The organism is Hahella sp. NBU794 (assembly GCF_050749805.1).
GTDB lineage: Bacteria > Pseudomonadota > Gammaproteobacteria > Pseudomonadales > Oleiphilaceae > Hahella.
This window is the reverse complement of the sequence record NZ_CP192738.1, coordinates 2,016,023-2,034,755: the sequence shown is the minus strand read 5'-3', so window position 1 is coordinate 2,034,755 and position 18,733 is coordinate 2,016,023. Positions and strand designations below refer to the sequence as shown.

Genomic DNA, 18,733 nt, shown 5'->3' with positions numbered 1-18,733 from the left:
CCCGGTAATCAAAAAAATCAGGAAGCTCGCATCCAAATGCGTCTTCGTTGTCGTCTTTGAAAGTAACAAAGATTGATGCACGAAAGCCCATTTAGGAGACGATCATGATTTACGGTTTAAACAATTATCAAAGTATCGGCCACACAGCGCAGTTTGGATTCCGCAATTTTCAATGGGTTCTGCCTGGTGTTCTGGTGCGCTCATCTCAGCCAAATTATGCAGGGCATGACCAACCCCATACGCTTAGCTTTGTTCAAGTCGACTTCTTAAAGAAGAAAGGCATTACTTGCATTATCAGCTCTAACGAATACGCATTAGAGGAGCACTCAAAGACGCTTTTGAAGACTTACGGAATTTCTTACTACCATTTCAAAATCGCAGACTTTAAAGCGGCCACTCCTGCACAACTTCTAAAGGCAGCAGAAATCATTGAAGCAAACAGGAAAAGAGGAGCCACTCTCGTGCATTGCGGCTACGGAGAGGGCCGGACAGGAACCATCGTCGCCGGCTGGGCGATGACCAAACACATGAAGACCCAGACAGGCGCGGACATCAATGCAATGTGTAACTCGTTGAGCTTAAAGGGGAACTTTGGCGTCGAAACGGCAGACCAGGTCGAATCGATTCGAGCAGCGGCAAAGCTGCCGAGTAATCCTGCGACAACGCCTCTTACTCTGGGGTTAGGTTCAGGCGCCAGCTTTGGCGCACCAATGGGGTCTGCCCCAAGCTTCACGGGTCCAAATGGATCAGGCGTTGGATTTTCCGGCCCCTCAGGATTAGGCATGCCAGACGATGCGAGCATGCCAGGGTTCTTTTACGCCAACTTTAGTTCAGGCAATAGCGACGGCTTTTAAGTTTTCCTGACGCACTATTGGCTTGCCCCCTCCTAGTCCGGAAATATGGCGGGACTTACCGATTAATGACGTAAGTCCCTTCCTCGACGCCGATCAATTTTCCACCATCTTTGGCGTCACGCCACTTTTCGCGGTTTTTGTAGCCGCATTCGCACATCAGGCGATAATTAAGCTTGTCTCGCGAAGGCTGAATTCTTTGAATGGTCGCCCTTTCACTGAATATTTCAGTCTTGGACAGCAATTTTAACCTTAGCGTCGCCAGCTCAATTTCACTGATTAATCCATGTGAAATGGCGTCTTTAGGGTTAAGAGCGATATTTTTGGATAGCTCTTGCTTCCACCGGTCCAAATGGTCAATAACATTGAGGTTTTGGCGGTAAGCGTCAAAACTTTCGTGTACTTTCATTATTCCTTAAATCAAACAGTCAAAATCCGCCTTGCCTGCGTCACGACAACCGATAAAAACAACAGCAAAGGCTGAAAGTGAAAACTCAAAGCAGGCGAAGATAAACAATTACAGTTGTTGAGATTGGGGGAGAATTTATTCGGAAGGGAATTCAATGGCGGTGAGGGAGGGATTCGAACCCTCGATACGGGGTGACCGTATACACGCTTTCCAGGCGTGCTCCTTCAACCGCTCGGACACCTCACCAGAGAACCAAAACAGGATTATTGCAACCCGTGTTTTGAGGTGCGCTAATGTATACGAATGCCCCTCGAAAGGCAACCTCTAATATTCCCTATCTCGCAAATATTTCACTGAGGCTTGCGGTGGTCTACTTCGCTCTATAAATGATGCCTGGGCTGCAGTGCACCATCTCGAACTTATCCGGGAGATTCCCCAGGGACTCCGAGGCGCCGAGTATCAGATAGCCGCCCGGCTTCAGAGCGGAGTGCATGCGGGACAGAATGTCCTTCTTCAGCTCCGCCGAGAAATAGATAAGCACATTGCGACAGAAAATCACGTCGAACTTTCCTAGTAATGAATAGGAGTCCAGCAGGTTCAGTGATCGAAACTCCACGCAACGAGCAACCTCCGGCTTGATTTTCCAGGAGCCGTTGGGGGTCTTGGTGAAGTAATTGGTCATGCGCTCCTTGGACAGCCCTCGTCCAATGGCCAGCATTTCATATTCGCCCTTGCGCGCGGCGCTGAGCACACTGGCGGACAGGTCTGTCGCCACAATGCTGAGGGAAGCGCGCATGCCGCCCAGGTTTTTACGACGGTATTCATCCGTCACCATGGAAATGGAATACGGCTCCTGCCCTGTTGAGCAAGCCGCCGACCAAACGCGAATCTGTGTGACGCCTTTGTTGGCGTTCAGCTCTGGGAGTATTTTTTCTTCCAGAATTCGGAATGGATGAACGTCCCTGAACCAAAGGGTTTCGTTGGTGGTCATCGCATCGACCACCGCCTCCCGCAAAGGTGAGCGCATGGATCGACTCATTTTGTCGACCAGCTCGCCCACGGTCTCAATCTTTTCATCCGCCATAATTCGCCGCAGGCGGCTTTGCACTAAGTATTGTTTGTTATCGCCTAGTACAATGCCACATGCTTTTTGGAGGAAATCCCGAAACTTATCGTAGTCTGCGTTATTAACCAGAAAATATCCTGCCCTGACCGGTTATGCGCCAAGCGCGTCGACAGCTGAAGGTAATTACGCCAGCCGGTGTTATTGTCTTCTTTCTTCTATCGTTTTCAGCACAGATGTCACTCGCTGCGCCAGCTCATCGGGGTTGAACTTGGCCATGAAATCATCTGCGCCGACTTTCGCCACCATCGCCTTGTTGAAAACGCCGCTTAAAGACGTGTGCAGCATGATGTACAAATCCTTCAATGAAGGATCATTTTTGCAGTTGGTCGTCAGCGTGTAGCCATCCATTTCAGGCATCTCTACGTCTGAAATCATCAGACTGAGATGATCGTCAATGCGACTGCCGTCAGCGACCAGCGAACGAAGATAATCCAAGGCCTGGCGACCGTCATTTTTGGTGACGACCTCAACGCCCACCGCATCCATACAATGTACGATCTGGCGGCGCGCCACAGTGGAGTCGTCCACCACCAGCACTTTATGCTCAATCGCCTTGGCGGCCAGTTCCTTATCGATGAATTCATCCGCGACGGTATCCCGAGTTGGAGAGACCTCGGCGAGAATCTTCTCCACATCAATGACTTCAATCAGCTTGTTTTCCAAGCGGGTCACCGCCGTCAAATAATTGTCTTTGCCTGCGCCTTTTGGCGGCGGATGCATATCTTCCCAATTCATATTGACGATACGCTCCACCCCGGACACCAGAAAGCCCTGGGTCTTACGGTTGTATTCCGTGATGATGACAAAGCAGTTGTTGACGTCTTTTTCAGGAACGGGCATCTGCCCGGTGGCCATTCCCATGTCAAGTATAGGGATGGTTTCACCGCGTATATGAGCCACTCCCCTGACCACCGGATGTCGTTTAGGCATCATTGTCAGCTTCGGGCATTGCAGAACTTCCTTAACCTTAAAAACGTTAATTCCGTATATCTGCTCACCCTGCAGCCGAAACAGGAGCAACTCCAGGCGGTTCTGTCCGACTAACTGAGTACGTTGGTTTACGCTGTCTAATACCCCGGCCATAAAGGGCGCTCCGCTGTTTGTTGTAGATTACCGAACTATCGGATCGGGGCGCTGACGAGGTGGCGCCCCGCATGAGCTCGCCAGCCCGGCACAGACTTTGCGTGCCTTGTCGCACACCGTCATTTTATTGGCGACGCGCAAGCGGCTACCCGGTAGCTAAGTAAAGCATAGGACAAAAAATGAAAATACGCATAACCGGCTTGATGTATATCGGCATTCTCGTTTTTTCAGCCCCGGCCTTATGCAATTCCATTCCGGTCTGGCGGCAACAAACTTCCGTTGCTGTGGAAGAATTTATGATGCGATTCGCTGCAGCTGCGGCTGAACAGCTCCAGGAACGGGTTGTTTATGAAGTCTCCGAACCTGACTCCCGCCTTAACTTCTCCCCTTGTGAACAGACGCCAGCCGTCAAGGAAGCCAGCTCCAACGGCGGAAGACTGACGCTAAAGGTAAGCTGCGACACCCCAAGCCCCTGGCAGATCTACGTGCCCGTACAAATGGAGCGGTACAGACAAATCGTGACCATCAAATCCGGCGTGCCGCGGGATTACGCGCTGGCGCCAGAGGATCTGGAAACCAAAGAGTTGAATATCATCGACTTACGCTATGGTTTCTACACAAATACCGAAGACGTGGTCGGCATGATCACGCGACGCCCTGTCACAGCAGGCTCCGCGCCCTATCCAAATATGCTGGAAGCGCCTAAACTTATTAATAAGGGCGACATGGTGGTGATAGAAGCGGCCACTTCCCACTTCAGCGTGAAAATGCCGGGGGTCGCCATGGCGGATGGCAGACGCGGTCAACAGATCATGGTGAAGAACAGCTCCAGCAACCGCATGGTGCGGGCGGAAGTCATAGGATCAGGCCACGTCAGAACGCCCCTGTGAACGTACAGGTCGCGCTGTTTCAGGTAGAATGGCGACATTCATAAAATAATTCTGAAAATCTCGCTAAAGTTTCCCTGCATTGAGCCGATAAGTTAGGTAATTAAAGTTTTTAAGAGAGTAAGGCCATGAATATCAAGGGTGTCGGTTCACCTTCAGTGAACGATATCAAGTCCCGGGAAAACCTGCAGAAGACTGAGAAAGTCGATGTAGACGCCGGGAAAAATGCGGCGGCTCCCGAAAAAAGCGGAGATTCCGGGGATAAAGTCGTCCTCAGTTCGCAGGCTCAGAACATCAGGAAAGTCGAACAGCAACTGGCGAAACTGCCCGACGTGGATAGCGAACGGGTGGAAAAGATCAAAAAAGCGCTGGCCGACGGATCCTATCAGATCAATTCACGCAGTGTGGCAGAGAAATTGCTTAATTTTGAGCAAGACTTCTGATAACACTGTGAGGGCATCATGTCCGCCGATCTGAAAGTATTTATTGATCTGCTTAAACAGGATCTACAAACTCTCTCCCAACTTGAAGATGTGCTGCAGCAGGAACGCGACTCTCTGGAGCAAAGCGATATTGAAACGCTGCAGCGCATCATCGAATGCAAACTCCCCCTCCTGCAACAAATCGAAAGCCATGCGCGCACTCGTACGCAGTGGGTCAGCAAAACCGGACTGCCCATCGATCGCTTTCTCTCTCTGCTGAAGGAAAAAGCGCCTCCCGTGATGAAGCTTTACCGCCAGTGCGAAAGCAGCCTCGCCAATATACACAAGCTGAATGAAGTCAACGGACGCATTATCGCCCGCTCACAGCAGCGCACGACCAAGATGATGCAGATCATCCGCGGCCAGTCCCAGCAAATGCAGCTGTACGGCAAAAACGGCGTGGAGAAAAGCGTTGGCGACGCCCAGGCCATCGCGCAGGCATAGATTCCTGGACTGACCCGTCCTGAATAGAGTTGACACATTCCAGCCCTAACTTTGGGAGAATGTGATGAATCAGCGAGTTAAGCGAACACAACGGGACTACACTCTGACTTTTAAACAGGCGGTGGTGGATCAGGTCGAAGGCGGAGAGCTGACTTATAAACAGGCTCAGGCCCGCTACGGTATCCAAGGCCGTTCGACGGTGCTAACGTGGTTGCGTCGATATGGCAGCCAGGACTGGAGTCCTGGCGTCACCTCCCACCGTGTGAACAGGAATCCCACCATGCCGAAGTCCCCACCAACCCCGGAACAGCGGATCAAGGAGCTTGAGGAGAAGCTGCGTCTGGCCGAACAGAAAGCTGAGTTCTTCGAAGCGATTGTCGATGTGATGGAGAAGGATTACGGGGTGTGCGTAAAAAAGCGGCCCGGCAAGTCCTCACGCAAGAACGCGGAGCCGGATTGACCGTCAGCAGGGCGTGTCGTCTCTTGGGGATTAGCCGGCAAGCTTGGTATCAGGCGGAACGAGCGCAGCGAGCCAGGGAGGATCGTGAGCAGCGGGTGGTGGACTTTGTCCGGACTGTTCGTCTCCGTCAGCCCCGGATCGGCGCTCGCAAGCTCCGGCATCTTCTCCATGAGCAGTCGGATCACACCCTTCATCTGGGGCGGGATTAACTGCTTCAGGTGCTGCGTAGCCGGCGCCTGTTGGTTCCCCGACGCCGGGCTTACCACAAGACCACGCACAGTCATCACCGCTTCCGACGTCACCCAAACCTGCTCAAGCCGGGCCCAGAGCAAGTCGTGGCCTGCCGGCCTAGCCAGATCTGGGTGGCGGATATCACCTATCTGCCGACACGCTCCGGCATGAGCTACGTGAGTCTGGTGACCGATGCTTACTCCCGTAAGGTCGTGGGTCATCATGTACATGAAAGCTTGCGCAGCGAGGATGTGGAACAGGCCTTGCGCAAGGCTCTGCGTGAACGGCCGGGGCGGCAGCCATTGACCCACCACTCCGACCGAGGTGTCCAATACTGTTGCGACAGCGACCAGAAGCTGCACCGTCAACACGGCATTCAATGTTCGATGACCGACGGGTATGACTGCTATCAGAATGCGTTGGCGGAACGGGTGAACGGGATCTTGAAAACGGAGTTCCCGCTGATGCGACCGGGGAATCTAGGGCAGGCTCGAACGATGGTTGATGAATCCGTGGATATTTATAACCGAGAGCGGCCTCATCTGGCCCTGAAATACAAAACGCCCGACGCAGTGCATCGGGCGTTTGAGACGAAATAGGTGTCAACCTATATCAGGACTAGACAGCCATAAAAAAGGCCGCAAACTGCGCGGCCTGAAACAACATCGTCTAAGGAAAAGATCCGCAACCGACGGAGCGCTCTAACTACCTCGCCCGCCGTGCGGAGGAACCGTCTACTCAGTAGGGTTTCACCACGATATACGAGTTATCGCTAAACTCGATCCCTTCCAAATGAATACTGCCCATGGTGGGACCATCCGCCGATACCCCCATCGGCCGAATATTGTTGAAACTGACCCGCTCGATATGATTCGGAAGCGTCACGTTCATGCCGCCGTCTTCATTAAACAAAGGTTTGATGCGGGAGGGATCGATTTGCACGCCGACCACTTCAACTTCGGCGTCCAGGACATTAGTGATTGGAAGCAATAGTTTTCCGAGAGACCCGAGCACCTGAACCCCGTCCAGCCCAGGCAATTCATCAGGATTATCAGAATTCTGACCTTCCAGCTGGGCCTTCGCGGCCATGTTGTAAAATTGCTGGAACTCTTCAGTGAAACCCTGCGCGCCGACATTGCTCATTTCACTGTCATCCAGCGCCTGCAGCCCCGCCGCATTTTGATACAGGGTTTCAGAGGCTACCGGTAAAGATTCATTTTCAGACTGGGAGGCGGCGAACGCCACCATGGGCTGGAACGGCGCCACGGCCATAGCGACGAACGCCGCGGCGTAGCGATACCGGCTTTGGTGCCGGAGGGTACGTTGCAGCTCCTTGTCAGTTATCCAGCCAAAATCTACTAACAATTCACCAAGGCGTTGACCATTAACGGTCTGCGCCGTTAATGCTTCATTAAGCTGACCTTCGGTAATGTATCCCCGGTTCACCAGGAGGCGACCTAGGCGGGATCTTTCAATAGCTTGCTGCTGAGTCGCCATGACTATAACTCCTTTTTTATTGAGTAGTAGCTCTTTAATAATGGAAGATGTTTAAAACTTGTACACCCGAGATAGGTTAATTTTTGTATGGGTTTTGCTATCGCCTACAACCAAGTATTAATGACTTACTACCGAGTATTAGCGGCCAACGCCGCAGCCTCTCTCGCTATGACGCCTAGATGCCTGAAACTTTTAAGGAATTTCTAATAATTTGTCGCTTATAACGCTGGCGGTAAAAGCATGGTTGGTTACACTTTTATAGAAGAGCCGGTTTTCAATACCTGAGACGCTTGCAGCAACCACACCCCAGGGGGCGGATTTGTCATTACCGAACAGTCACCAGGATATGTCCGCAGACACCGCGACCTACGTTCGCAGACTGCTGGACAACGGCATGCACGGACTGCAATTCGAAGGCGAATTGGAAAGCGAGTTTGAGCGTTATCACTCGAACCGTTATCTGCATCTGAACCGGGTATACCCACTACTGGGCGCGCTGGTGCTGGTGTTCTTCACATTCGCCGATCATTTAGTGATTCCCGCTCTATTTGAACAAACCCTGCAAATCAGGGTGGCGGACGCTCTCGGCATCATTCTGGTGACGCTGGCCAGCCGACTCGCCTGGGTGCGCAATCGTTATCAGATGACCCTGTGCCTGGGGGCGTTGTGCATTCACCTGAGCCTGATCGCCATCGCCATGAAGGCCGCCGCCATTGATCAGTTTCATTACCAGACCGGCTCGATCATCTCCGTCATATTCGTCTGCACGGTGCTGCGCCTGCAGTTCCACTACATATTTCCCTTTGCTCTATTGATGTGGCTGTCCCAGGTGCTGGCGATGCACTTTCTCATGCATCTGCACGCCTCGCAGTTCACTGAGCTGCTGTTCCTGCACACCTTTGTCACGCTGATTTCAGTATTGGTGTGCTATCGGGTGGAATACGAAACCCGTAAAAACTTCCTGCAACAGTTGCTCCTGCTGTATGAGCAAGAGGAGCTGCGCGCCGCCCATGCAGAACTGGAGCGGCTTTCCTTGATGGACAGCCTGACCCAGGTCGCAAATCGCCGCCACTTCAACAAAAGTCTGGAGACGGAATGGAATCGATGTCTGCGCGACGACAAACCTCTGGCGCTGTTGATGGTGGATGTGGACTTCTTCAAAGCCTATAACGACGCCTACGGACATCAGCGTGGCGACGACTGCCTCATTAATGTCGCCGACTGCCTGACGCAAACGTCTCGTCGCGCCGCCGACTTGGTCGCCCGCTACGGTGGCGAAGAGTTCGCCGTCATTCTGCCTCACGCGGATCAGGCGTCAGCGCAACGTCTGGCGGAACAGATTGTGCGCCAGATCTACGAACTCAACATAGAGAATGAAGGCTCACCGGAGCTGAAACGCCTGACCGTCAGCGTAGGTTTCAGCGCGCTCGCTCCATCCCAGGGCGACGCCCCCAACACATTGATTTCTCAAGCCGACAGCGCGCTTTACATGGCAAAACGAAAAGGTAAGAATCGTGCCCACGGTTTTCCCGCCAACGAGACCTCTGAGACAGCGGAACCCGCCAGCTCAGAGGACGAAGGCGAACCGAACATCCACGACGAATCCGAAAGCAATGGAGAAATCTAGTGAGACACAGCGTAAATGCGGGCAAAAGAGGATTACTTGGCCTGGCTTTCTGGGCGATCAGTTTGACGGCGATGGCCGCCGACCTGCCGACAGCCACCATCAGCACTTCCGAGGGCGACATCAAGATCAAGTTGTTCAACGACAAGGCGCCAGTCACCGTTGAGAACTTCGTCGGCTATATCAAAGACGGCTACTACGACGGCTTGATCTTTCACCGCACGATTCCCCAATTCATGATTCAGGGCGGCGGCTTCAAGCCCAACATGGAGAAAAAAGACACTAAAGCGCCGATCAAGAATGAATCCGATAACGGCCTCGCGAACGATCGCGGCACCCTGGCCATGGCCAGAACCAATGATCCTAACTCCGCTACGTCGCAATTCTTCATCAATGTTATCGATAACGCCTATTTGAACGGCGCCAAAGGCAGACCCGGCTATGCGGTATTCGCCGAAGTCGTGTCCGGCATGGATGTAGTGGACAAGATCGCCAACGCGCCGACGCAGAACACCGGCCCTTATCAGAACGTGCCAGTCAAGACCGTCACTATTAACTCCATCAAACTGGATGAGGTTGCAAGCCAGCAGTGAAAGGTCCGCAACTTGATTATGCAGACCTCTCCTGGTCCGACAACGGCGCGCCGATCTCCAACGCTTACGGCGACATCTACTTCTCCAAGGAAAGCGGCCCGGAGGAAACAGATTATGTCTTCCTCACGGGCAATCGCCTGAGAGAGCGTTTCAGTAAGGCGCCGCCGGGCTCCCTATTCACCATTGCGGAAACCGGCTTCGGCAGCGGCCTCAACTTCCTTATGGCCTGGGCGCTCTGGCGAGAATGCGGCCCTGCGGACGGCCACCTGCATTTCACTTCCGTGGAATTTTGTCCGCTGACGCTGGAAGATCTGGCTCGATGTCATCAGGCCTGGCCGCAACTGGCGGAGTTCGCCCGGCAGTTACAAGCGCAATACCCCGCCCCCATGCGGGGCGTGCACCGTTGTCGCTTCATCGGTCAGGGCGTCACATTGACGTTATACCTGGGCGATGTCGTGGACTGGCTGTCCGATTGCCGCTTTAAAGCCGACGCCTGGTTTCTGGACGGTTTCTCGCCAAAACAGAATCCCGAGATGTGGAGCGAATCGTTGTTTCCGCTGATCGCCAGCCACGCTGCGCAGGGTTGCACCGTCGCCACGTTCTCCGCCGCAGGCTTCATCCGTCGCGGCTTAAAAGAGCACGGCTTCAATGTCAGCAAAGCGCCTGGGTTCGGCTATAAAAGAGACATGACCGTCGGCGTATTCCAGACGGAAGAGCCAAGCCAGCCCTCCGCCCTTCCCCGCAAGGAAGCCGTGGTGGTTGGATCTGGCCTGTCTGGCGCCAATGTCGCTTACGCCCTCGCTACGCGTGGCTGGAAAGTAATCGTACTGGAAGCGGCGGATCAAATCGCCCCGGACGCATCAGGCAACCCACAGGGCGCGTTGTACATAAAGCCCGGCGTGGAATGGAGCATCAACACACGCATTCACGCCAACGCCTTTTTGTACGCCAAACGCTTTTACTCGCAGATCGCCAACCTGCCTGCGCCCATATGGAATCCCTGCGGCGTGCTGCAGCTTGCGCATAATGACAAGGAAGCCGTCAGACAGCAGAAGTTCTTCCAACACAATCGCTACCCAGAAGAGGTTATCCATCCTCTCACCCAGCAGGAAGCGTCGGAACTTGCCGGCGTCAGCCTGCCAGCCAGCGCCATGCATTTGCCCGGCGGCGGCTGGTTGATTCCGCCGCAGCTATGCGCTCACCTGTTGCAACACCCTAACATTGAGGTGAGATTGAATTCGCCGGTCAGCGCATTAGAGCGCACCAGCGAAGGCGACTGGCGCGTCCATATCGATTCCGGTGAATCCGCACAGAAACTGGAATGCGCTACCGTGATATTGGCCACCGCCAACAATCAGGCCATGCTACCGACTGCAGCGTGCGCCCTCCCCCTCAAACCCATTCGCGGACAAGTCACCACGTTACAGGTGGAGCCCGCCGCATTACCGCAGTTGAATACGGTCTTATGCGGCGAGGGCTATCTGATGCCGCCTATTGAAAACCGACTGGTTACAGGCGCTACGTTTAAGCCCAACTGCGCCGACGCGCTGGTGACTGAGGCGGATAACGACGCTAATCTTGAGCAGCTGTTCCAGCTTACTCCCGCCTTGCGCGACGAGCTAACTGAACGCCCACCCACCCTGCAAGGACGCGCCTCTGTCAGAAGTGCGCTGCCAGATTACCTGCCCGCCATCGGCCCACTTATCCCAGAGCAGGGAGGGAAAGGTTTATTGATCGTGACTGCCATGGGCTCCAAAGGTCTGGCGTTGGCGCCGCTTGCCGGCGAACTGATAGCAGACAGGCTGGAGGGAACGCCAGCATCCATCGAAGACAGTCTGATCCAGCGCGTTTTGCCAACCCGCTTCAGCCAGGAGTAGACTGATTGCATTGGGGCGCCAAGCGCGGCGCCCTGTCGCAAGGAGCTTCGTTCATGCCGATCTACCTGGTCGACGCTGGCCACCGCATCATCACGCCGTTGAGCGTGGACCCTCGGGTCAAATCCGTGGAAGAGCTTAAATCCATCTCCGCCATTCACCCCATTGGTCCTCAAGATCAGGGTGCGCGAGAAAACTTTCCCTACTCCGGCAGCGAACAAGAGGGCGCAGCAGAAGGCGATATTTCCCGCCTTAGCGCCCAGGACGTCATGTCATCGCCCGTGCTTTACGGCAAACAGGAATGGAGTCTGGATGAGGGATTGCGCTTTTTACACGAGCACAAAGTAAGACATCTACCGGTGCGGGACGATCAAGAAGTGGTGGGCTTTCTTGTAGAGCGCGAGCTATTGCAGGCGAAACTGGAGCAGCCAGAAGCAACGCTGGCCGCTCTATGCGCGCCTTACCTGATGGTCGGCGACGACGCCGATCTACGCCGGATCTCTCTGGTCCTGGTGGAGAGAGATCTGGACGGCGCGTTGGTGCGCAATGTTCAGGGCGATGTGATTGGCGTACTGACCGCCACCGACATCCTGAAAGCCATCGCCCATTTCGAGGTGGAAGCCTGGGCTTAACCCAGGCCGACCATCAGCAGTCTCCGTTAGGGTCCGCCCGGCAGGGGGCGTTCAAGTCCACGCCATCGACGGTGGAGAGCGGCTTCAGGGTTACCGTCACGCCGCTGTCAGTCTGGGCTTCTTCCACCGAGATCAACTTAGCGCTGCCGAAGGTGGCCAGATTAGAAAGCTTTTCGTTGGCCGCCGCGCCGCGCTGGAAACGCCAAATATTTTTCAGCTTGTTCACCTGCTCGCCTTCCCCCGGCTCTTCCCCGTCATCCAACACTTCTTCTTTCACAATGTCATAACGGGCCAGCCAGCCGTCATCGCCGCCCTGAGCTGCGCCAGCGTCAAAAATATCCCCCGCCGTCACGCCAGACACATACACTTCATTGCCCAGGGACTTAACATCCAGCACAGAGTCCGCCGCCGCGCCGCCGATTTGCGCATAGGCCGTAATCTCACTGGCGTTTTGATGGTAGGCGAGGTAGCCGTCCTGGCCGCCGCGATTGCTCTCTCCACTGACCAGCACGCCATGGGTGTAACCAGCGGAGACGAAACCTTTACTCACCGTACTGACATCAAGCGCCGCATCGTTAAAGCTGGAGCCGATCTGAGCCACACGGCGAGGATCACCATCGTCGTTATAGGACACAACAACGGCGTCATAACCGCCAAGACTGGAGCCGTTATCCTCCACCGCGCCATCGCTGAAACCGACGACATTATGATTGGAGGAAGACTCCGGGGACGCTCCCAGCAACACATCGTCGCCAGAAGAGCCAAAGGTCTTGGCGAACATGAGAGCGCCGTTTTTATCAAACTTAATCAACATGGCGTCGCGACGCCCGGAGTTTTCCCCTTCGCCAACCAAGCCTGACGTTGCGCCGACTACCAGCACTTCCTGACTGAGGTCAACAGACAGGGCGCCGGGCTCGTCATCCCAAACGCTGCCAATCTGCTTGGCCCACTGTAGTTCGAAAGCGCCGACATTGTTGATGCGCTGATACTTCTGCACCACCACATCCTTACCGCCCAGGTCGCTTTCCTGCAGCGGCTCCACGGGAGGCGCGAACAAACCGCCCACCTCAAGTAGCGCGTATATATCCTGGGTGATCTCATCCTCGTTGGCCGGATTGATCTTCTCATACAACCAGATGTCTTTGATGCGCACGGCATAGGTCGCCGCTTCCAGCTTAATGCTCTGATGCAAGACGCCAAAGCGGTCATAGATCATGATGTCCGAGTTAACAGGTTTGCCGCCTTTTTCACCATTCACTCGTGCAAGAAACAGTTCCGACTGGGCCCCCGAAATCGCCTCGGCGACGCTCGCCCCGCTATTGAGCGGCAGCTCCACCGCATTCAACCATTGGTTTATGTAGACAGCCAGAGGCTCTTCGCCAGGATTCACCGTGCCGCTGCGTCGCCAATTAAAGGTCACTTTCTCATCCCGCAACGTAGCGTCGCCATTCGCCGTCGCCTGCAGCTTGACGGTTTTACTGGTTTCGCCCACCTCAAAAGGCACGCTGACGCCGTCCGTAATCAGGCTGCCTGCCCCACCGTCCCCGGTATAAAGACGCAAATCCGCATCTGCGCCCTCAAAGTCGCCGTCGCTGTTATCCGCATCCACGACAAACTCTGCATAAACTGTCTGTTCCGGCTCCTTATCCAGCGTCACTTCCACATTCAGATAATTGCCTTCCGACACCGACGCCTTGGACACCTTAAAGCTGGCGACAGGCTCATTGTCTGTGATGGAGATAGTGGTATTGACCGGATCGGCAAACTCAAGCAGCCCACCCTCGTAGTGAGTGATCGACACCGCAATGTTCTCGGTTTTTTCCGCATCGCGATCGTCATTAATAAATACCGGAATATGACAGTAACGCACACCCGGATCATAGGTCAGAAAGCCGTCCGCAACAGGGACGACCAGCCCGTCTTTTCTCGCTGTCTCGATAAGAAAATCGCTTCCCGGCGTCGCGCCGTCGCCGGAACCGCTGGTCAGAGAGTAGCGCAGTATGACGCGCTGAACCGAGGGTTGCTCCAGAAATACCGGCAGGTAGTGGAGTTTAGGACGCACCGCCAGCGAATCATCCTGCTGACGCTGTTCAAAGAAAGCGATGTCTTCCTCAGAGAACAGCGGCGTCCCTTCCGCGTCGGTGAAACATAAAGGAATTACTTCCTTTTCCTCGCCCTCGTCTTCCCGGCCGTTATTGTTGGAGTCGATCAACTTCGAGGGACGCTCACCAACCGCGTTTTCCGCGACCGTCAGCGCTTCCGATTCATAGGTATTGGTGTCGACGAAAATAGAAAAGCGGGTCTCTCCTACACTGGAGCCGTCAGACACCGTCAGCGAAACTTCCTGCGCCTCGCCAGGCGTCAGCGCGTCTTCCGCCGTTCCGCCTCCATTAACGCCGGGAATCCCCCGCATAATAATGCCTTTGCGGAAGGTGTTGTCGACGTACTCCAACGCCAACCAGCGCGGCTGGTTGGTCATGGAAAAGTCCACCAGCCCATCGCCGCCGTCCACACCAAACTCATAGGTGTATTCAACGCCCAGATAAGCGGTTCCTGGTGGTTTTCCCAATATGCGAATGGCTTCGGGCGGCGCGGTATCGCTGCCGCAGGAGGCGAGTAGTAGAGAAGTGATAACCAGCGCAGGCGTTTTCAGCGCCAACTTAACTCCGCTGCGCTGGGCCAGACCCAGGTGACCCATAGATGTGCATTCCACGCTTTATTATTCAAGTTTTACAAAATCTTATAAAACTTTGTTTTTTGTAACCACAGCAGGGGGTCAGAAACCCAACCGGGATCACACTGCCGCCTTTTTATTTGCATCCGGTTATTTGTATCCGGCAGATAATTCTATTTCTTTGAAAGCGACTAGCCCTGTTCTTATCACCCTCTGGAATGCAAAACGGCCGCAGAAGCGGCCGTTGCAGGGAATCAAAGATCAATGCAATCAGGCGTCGCCACCCAAATGCGCTTGATGCTCTTCCAATAGCTGCTTGAATGCGTCTTCATCCAGCACCTTCACGCCAAGATCCTGCGCCTTGGTGAGTTTGGAGCCCGCCTTCTCTCCCGCCACCACAAAACTGGTTTTGGCGGACACGCTACCAGACACCTTGGCGCCGAGACGGGTTAATAAATCCTTCGCCTCGTCACGGCTGTAATCCGCAAGCGTGCCGGTAACCACAGCGGTTTGACCGGACAGCGGCAGCGTCTCCGTGCTGCGCACGACCACTTCAGGCCAGCTCACGCCCTGATTCAACAGCGCATCGATCGTTTCCAGGTTATGCTCCTGTTGAAAGAAGGAACGAATATGGCCTGCGCTGATAGGACCGATATCCGGCGCCTCCACCAAATCCTCCTCCGTGGCCTGCTTCAGCAGATCCAGGGTTGGGAAATGTTGCGCCAACACCTTGGCCGTGGCTTCGCCCACTTCCCGGATGCCCAAAGCATAAATGAAGCGGGCGAATGTCGTCTGTTTGGAAACTTCAATTGCATTAATCAGGTTTTGCGCAGATTTCTCCCCCATACGCTCCAACCCGGCTACATCCGGCGCTTTCAGCGAATACAGGCTGGCGGGTGAGTCGATAAGCTCTTTCTCCACCAACAACTCAACCAGTCGGTCGCCCAAGCCGTCGATATCCATGGCTTTGCGGGATGCGAAGTGCTTGATCGCCTCCTTCCGCTGCGCAGAGCAATAGAGCCCACCGGAGCAACGGGCGACCGCTTCGCCTTCCAGCTGCAACACATCGGAGCCGCAAACCGGGCAATGCTCGGGACGATCCACTGGAACGGCGTTTTCCGGGCGACGATCCTGCACCACACTGACCACCTGGGGAATGACATCCCCCGCGCGGCGAATGATGACCGTATCGCCCACATGCACGTCCAAGCGGCGAATTTCATCCATGTTATGCAAGGTAGCGTTGCTGACCGTGACGCCGCCGACGAATACCGGCTTCAAGCGCGCCACTGGCGTCACGGCGCCGGTTCTGCCAACCTGGAAGTCCACCGCCAGCAGCTCAGTCATTTCCTCGTGGGCGGGGAATTTATGCGCGATAGCCCAACGCGGCGCCCGCGAAACAAACCCCAGCTCCTGCTGCAGATCAATACGGTTAACCTTGAACACCACGCCATCGATTTCGTATGGCAATTGGTTACGAATGTTCATGATATGGCGATAGTAATCCAGGCACTCCTGCGCCCCTGACGCCAACTTCATCTGGCTGTTGATCTTCAGGCCCCACTGCTGCAGTTGAGTGAGGATATCGTGCTGCGTACCCGGCAATTCACCTTCGAAATAGCCTACGCTGTAACAACACATTTCCAGCGCCCGCTTGGCGGTGATGCGCGGATCAAGCTGGCGCAGACTTCCCGCCGCCGCGTTGCGCGGGTTAACAAACGTTTTCTCGCCCTTCGCCGCCGCATCTTTGTTGATGGCGTCGAAGGCGGCCTTGGGCAGATAAATTTCACCGCGTACTTCCAATTCTGCGGGATACCCTTCCCCACGCAATTTAAGCGGAATGTTTTTTACCGTCTTAACATTGGCGGTAATGTCTTCACCTGCAGAACCATCGCCGCGAGTCACGCCACGCACCAGATATCCGTCGCGATACAACAGGCTGATAGCGATGCCGTCCAGTTTCGGTTCACAACAGTAGTCAATGCGCGCGTCTTCCGCTTCCTTGAGGCGCTCACGCACGCGACGATCGAAGTCCAGCAGATCCTGCTCTTCAAACGCATTGTCCAAAGACAGCATGGGCAGACGGTGAGATACGGTCTCGAAGCCATCCGCAGGCGCAGCGCCCACGCGCTGAGTCGGCGAGTCCGGCGTAATCGTCTGCGGAAATTCCGCCTCGATTTCGCGCAGCCGACGCATAAGACGGTCGTACTCCGCATCGGGAGTCGAGGGATCATCCAGTGTGTAATAACGGTAGTTATGATCGTTGATGGTTTCGCGAAGCGTATTCAGCTCTTCCTGAATGGCGGCAGGGACTTCCGACATGAGTTCATTCTTCCGAGGCAGATTATTGAATAATTATCAGACAACTCCGCCGCACGGGAACCCCAATGCGGCGGAATTGCTAAGTCTTTGATTCGGATTAAAGTATAGCGAATATAACGACAGTATTTTTCGTTACAAGCCAATACTCCGGGACATTCCCGGAAGCGGCGCCCCGGGTTTATACCCGGGACGACAACATGCGACGCTCAAACTCCCTGACGCGTTGACGGCAGTGCTCAATAGTCTGCGCCGTCATGACGCTGCGATTTTCATCCTTAAGTTCGCCGCCCAGATTACGCACCAGGCATTGCGCGGTTTCCACCATGTAATCGAAGGCGCGCATACTGTTATCCGGTCCAGGCAGACGTACAAAGAAGCAGACGCCAGGAAAGCGCTGCGACGCCATGTCTTTTCCAAATACGCCGGGCTCCATGGCGTTCGCCATACTGAACTGGACAGGACCCTCATCGAAGTCATGTTCGTAACGATGAAAGATCGCCATATCGCCCATCTGCATGCCGCAGGCCTCGACCAGATTGCGTAACGCAACGCCATCGAAGCCTTCTTCGTCCTTGCTCAGCACATTGATCACCAGTATCTCTTGAAGCGTCTTGGACGACTTTCCTGGCGAGCCTGCCCTGCCTCCTTTCTCCTCACGACTTTTCGGCGCTTCATCGCTACGCGGGGTTCCTGCGTGGAGCCCGGTCTGTTGCTGAATCGCGCTGATTTTCTTCAGAAACTTGTCTTTAAACGCAAGCATAGGTTCATGTTGGGACTCCTCATGGGCGACCGGCCTGTCTATCGGCTCCGCATGCAGATCCTCTTCCTTTTCAACTTCATCCTGTGGCTCTTCCTGCTCGAACTCCACCTCAGGCTCTGGCTCATGTTCATGCAGACTGTCGTATCCGCCCTGATATCCCTGCACGCGGAAATTATCCCGCTTCAGAAACTCTTTATAGGGGCTGTCTCTGTATGGGCCGTCGTCATCCGCTTCCGCGTCTTCTTCGACGTACTCCTCTTCATACTGTTCATCCCTAACCTGCTCGAAGCGTTGATAAGGCGAGAAGCTTTCCTGCTCTTCCGGCAGGCGCTCTTCCATCTCGTCCTCTTCCACAAACTCCGGCTCTCTGCGTCCATAGCCCTGGTTTGACATAGACTCTTCCAAGGCCTCATCCACTTCCAGAATCGGCGGCTCCGCCATGTCCTGGTCGTAGGGTTCTTCGCCCTGCCGACGCTCTCTTTCTTTAAGCTTCTCAGAGGGTTTGAAGGTAGGTTTGTATTTGACTTCCTTAATCGGCCGAGTGTAGTTCTGCTCCGCAGCTGGCTTGCCGTCTTTGATCACCCTGAAGCCACTGCCTGGCAGTTCTGGATTAAAGTCATCATCGATAGGCGTATTTTCGAAGTTGCCTCCCATACCCTGGGAGATTTCCAATGAATCCTTGCGCGCTCTTCTGACTCGGCGAAAACCATCTATAACCACGCCCAGGATTATGAGCAGGCCTATCATGATCAGCCATTCACGCAAACTGATATCCATTAATCTA

At 54.6% G+C, this 18,733-nt stretch carries 15 protein-coding genes, 1 tRNA gene and 1 pseudogene; 9 read left to right on the top strand and 8 right to left on the bottom strand.

From position 1 onward, the window contains the following. Nucleotides 1-104 precede the first annotated feature (104 nt). Entirely contained in the window at nt 105-854 is a 750-nt protein-coding gene (locus tag ACQYWX_RS09165) for a protein-tyrosine phosphatase family protein (protein ID WP_431688563.1), read from the top strand. 55 nt (nt 855-909) lie between these two features. On the opposite strand, the gene ACQYWX_RS09160 is transcribed toward ACQYWX_RS09165, so the two are convergent. From ACQYWX_RS09160 to ACQYWX_RS09145, 4 genes are all read right to left on the bottom strand, one after another. Then, a complete protein-coding gene (locus ACQYWX_RS09160; RefSeq protein WP_431688562.1) occupies nt 910-1,260 on the bottom strand; it encodes a hypothetical protein in 351 nt (116 codons plus the stop codon). A gap of 155 nt (nt 1,261-1,415) precedes the next feature. Next, a tRNA-Ser gene (locus tag ACQYWX_RS09155) sits at nt 1,416-1,506 on the bottom strand. Between the two features lie 124 nt (nt 1,507-1,630). Then, nucleotides 1,631-2,398 carry a CheR family methyltransferase gene (locus ACQYWX_RS09150; RefSeq protein ID WP_431689506.1) on the bottom strand — a complete coding sequence of 256 codons (768 nt, stop codon included), beginning with the start codon at nt 2,396-2,398 and terminating at the stop codon, nt 1,631-1,633. Between the two features lie 126 nt (nt 2,399-2,524). After that, a complete protein-coding gene (locus tag ACQYWX_RS09145) occupies nt 2,525-3,469 on the bottom strand; it encodes a chemotaxis protein CheV (RefSeq protein WP_011398482.1) in 945 nt (314 codons plus the stop codon). A 179-nt stretch (nt 3,470-3,648) separates the two neighbouring features. On the opposite strand from ACQYWX_RS09145, the gene flgA reads away from it, so the two are divergent. The 4 genes and pseudogenes from flgA (at nt 3,649) to ACQYWX_RS09125 (ending at nt 6,572) form a co-directional block, all read left to right on the top strand. Beyond that, nucleotides 3,649-4,359 carry a flagellar basal body P-ring formation chaperone FlgA gene (gene flgA, locus ACQYWX_RS09140; protein WP_279502365.1) on the top strand — a complete coding sequence of 237 codons (711 nt, stop codon included), beginning with the start codon at nt 3,649-3,651 and terminating at the stop codon, nt 4,357-4,359. A 125-nt stretch (nt 4,360-4,484) separates the two neighbouring features. Then, on the top strand, nt 4,485-4,799 hold the full coding sequence (gene flgM / locus ACQYWX_RS09135; RefSeq protein ID WP_431688561.1) for a flagellar biosynthesis anti-sigma factor FlgM: 315 nt from the start codon (nt 4,485-4,487) through the stop codon (nt 4,797-4,799). Nucleotides 4,800-4,817: 18 nt separating this feature from the next. Continuing rightward, complete coding sequence (locus ACQYWX_RS09130) at nt 4,818-5,282, top strand: flagella synthesis protein FlgN (protein WP_216737739.1); 465 nt, start codon at nt 4,818-4,820, stop codon at nt 5,280-5,282. A 64-nt stretch (nt 5,283-5,346) separates the two neighbouring features. Next, nucleotides 5,347-6,572: pseudogene (locus ACQYWX_RS09125) on the top strand (IS3 family transposase). Between the two features lie 139 nt (nt 6,573-6,711). Here the strand turns inward: ACQYWX_RS09125 and ACQYWX_RS09120 are convergent. After that, complete coding sequence (locus ACQYWX_RS09120; protein ID WP_431688560.1) at nt 6,712-7,470, bottom strand: type II secretion protein ATPase; 759 nt, start codon at nt 7,468-7,470, stop codon at nt 6,712-6,714. A gap of 319 nt (nt 7,471-7,789) precedes the next feature. On the opposite strand from ACQYWX_RS09120, the gene ACQYWX_RS09115 reads away from it, so the two are divergent. Genes ACQYWX_RS09115 through ACQYWX_RS09100 form a run of 4 tightly spaced genes read left to right on the top strand, consistent with a single transcriptional unit; the run spans nt 7,790 to nt 12,193 of the window. After that, a complete protein-coding gene (locus tag ACQYWX_RS09115; protein WP_431688559.1) occupies nt 7,790-9,097 on the top strand; it encodes a GGDEF domain-containing protein in 1,308 nt (435 codons plus the stop codon). Beyond that, a complete protein-coding gene (locus ACQYWX_RS09110; protein ID WP_431688558.1) occupies nt 9,097-9,687 on the top strand; it encodes a peptidylprolyl isomerase in 591 nt (196 codons plus the stop codon). The genes ACQYWX_RS09115 and ACQYWX_RS09110 overlap by 1 nt, the downstream gene beginning before the upstream one ends. Beyond that, on the top strand, nt 9,684-11,564 hold the full coding sequence (gene mnmC, locus ACQYWX_RS09105; protein WP_431688557.1) for a bifunctional tRNA (5-methylaminomethyl-2-thiouridine)(34)-methyltransferase MnmD/FAD-dependent 5-carboxymethylaminomethyl-2-thiouridine(34) oxidoreductase MnmC: 1,881 nt from the start codon (nt 9,684-9,686) through the stop codon (nt 11,562-11,564). The genes ACQYWX_RS09110 and mnmC overlap by 4 nt, the downstream gene beginning before the upstream one ends. A gap of 53 nt (nt 11,565-11,617) precedes the next feature. Then, nucleotides 11,618-12,193: a CBS domain-containing protein gene (locus ACQYWX_RS09100; RefSeq protein ID WP_431688556.1), complete on the top strand. Its 576-nt coding sequence runs from the start codon at nt 11,618-11,620 to the stop codon at nt 12,191-12,193. Nucleotides 12,194-12,206: 13 nt separating this feature from the next. On the opposite strand, the gene ACQYWX_RS09095 is transcribed toward ACQYWX_RS09100, so the two are convergent. The 3 genes from ACQYWX_RS09095 to zipA form a co-directional block, all read right to left on the bottom strand. Further along, nucleotides 12,207-14,891, bottom strand: a complete 2,685-nt coding sequence (locus tag ACQYWX_RS09095; RefSeq protein WP_431688555.1) for a hypothetical protein — start codon at nt 14,889-14,891, stop codon at nt 12,207-12,209. A 246-nt stretch (nt 14,892-15,137) separates the two neighbouring features. After that, nucleotides 15,138-17,189: an NAD-dependent DNA ligase LigA gene (gene ligA, locus ACQYWX_RS09090; protein ID WP_431688554.1), complete on the bottom strand. Its 2,052-nt coding sequence runs from the start codon at nt 17,187-17,189 to the stop codon at nt 15,138-15,140. Nucleotides 17,190-17,367: 178 nt separating this feature from the next. Continuing rightward, on the bottom strand, nt 17,368-18,726 hold the full coding sequence (gene zipA, locus ACQYWX_RS09085; protein ID WP_431688553.1) for a cell division protein ZipA: 1,359 nt from the start codon (nt 18,724-18,726) through the stop codon (nt 17,368-17,370). Between the last annotated feature and the right edge of the window lie 7 nt (nt 18,727-18,733).

What these genes read in the sequence shown, in the direction of transcription:
- flgM (WP_431688561.1), top strand. Translation starts at nt 4,485, where the DNA reads ATGAATATCAAGGGTGTCGGTTCACCTTCAGTGAACGATATCAAGTCC.
- ACQYWX_RS09165 (WP_431688563.1), top strand. Translation starts at nt 105, where the DNA reads ATGATTTACGGTTTAAACAATTATCAAAGTATCGGCCACACAGCGCAG.
- flgA (WP_279502365.1), top strand. Translation starts at nt 3,649, where the DNA reads ATGAAAATACGCATAACCGGCTTGATGTATATCGGCATTCTCGTTTTT.
- ACQYWX_RS09100 (WP_431688556.1), top strand. Translation starts at nt 11,618, where the DNA reads ATGCCGATCTACCTGGTCGACGCTGGCCACCGCATCATCACGCCGTTG.
- ACQYWX_RS09160 (WP_431688562.1), bottom strand. Translation starts at nt 1,260, where the DNA reads ATGAAAGTACACGAAAGTTTTGACGCTTACCGCCAAAACCTCAATGTT.
- ACQYWX_RS09095 (WP_431688555.1), bottom strand. Translation starts at nt 14,891, where the DNA reads ATGGGTCACCTGGGTCTGGCCCAGCGCAGCGGAGTTAAGTTGGCGCTG.
- zipA (WP_431688553.1), bottom strand. Translation starts at nt 18,726, where the DNA reads ATGGATATCAGTTTGCGTGAATGGCTGATCATGATAGGCCTGCTCATA.
- ACQYWX_RS09120 (WP_431688560.1), bottom strand. Translation starts at nt 7,470, where the DNA reads ATGGCGACTCAGCAGCAAGCTATTGAAAGATCCCGCCTAGGTCGCCTC.
- ACQYWX_RS09145 (WP_011398482.1), bottom strand. Translation starts at nt 3,469, where the DNA reads ATGGCCGGGGTATTAGACAGCGTAAACCAACGTACTCAGTTAGTCGGA.
- ACQYWX_RS09130 (WP_216737739.1), top strand. Translation starts at nt 4,818, where the DNA reads ATGTCCGCCGATCTGAAAGTATTTATTGATCTGCTTAAACAGGATCTA.
- ligA (WP_431688554.1), bottom strand. Translation starts at nt 17,189, where the DNA reads ATGTCGGAAGTCCCTGCCGCCATTCAGGAAGAGCTGAATACGCTTCGC.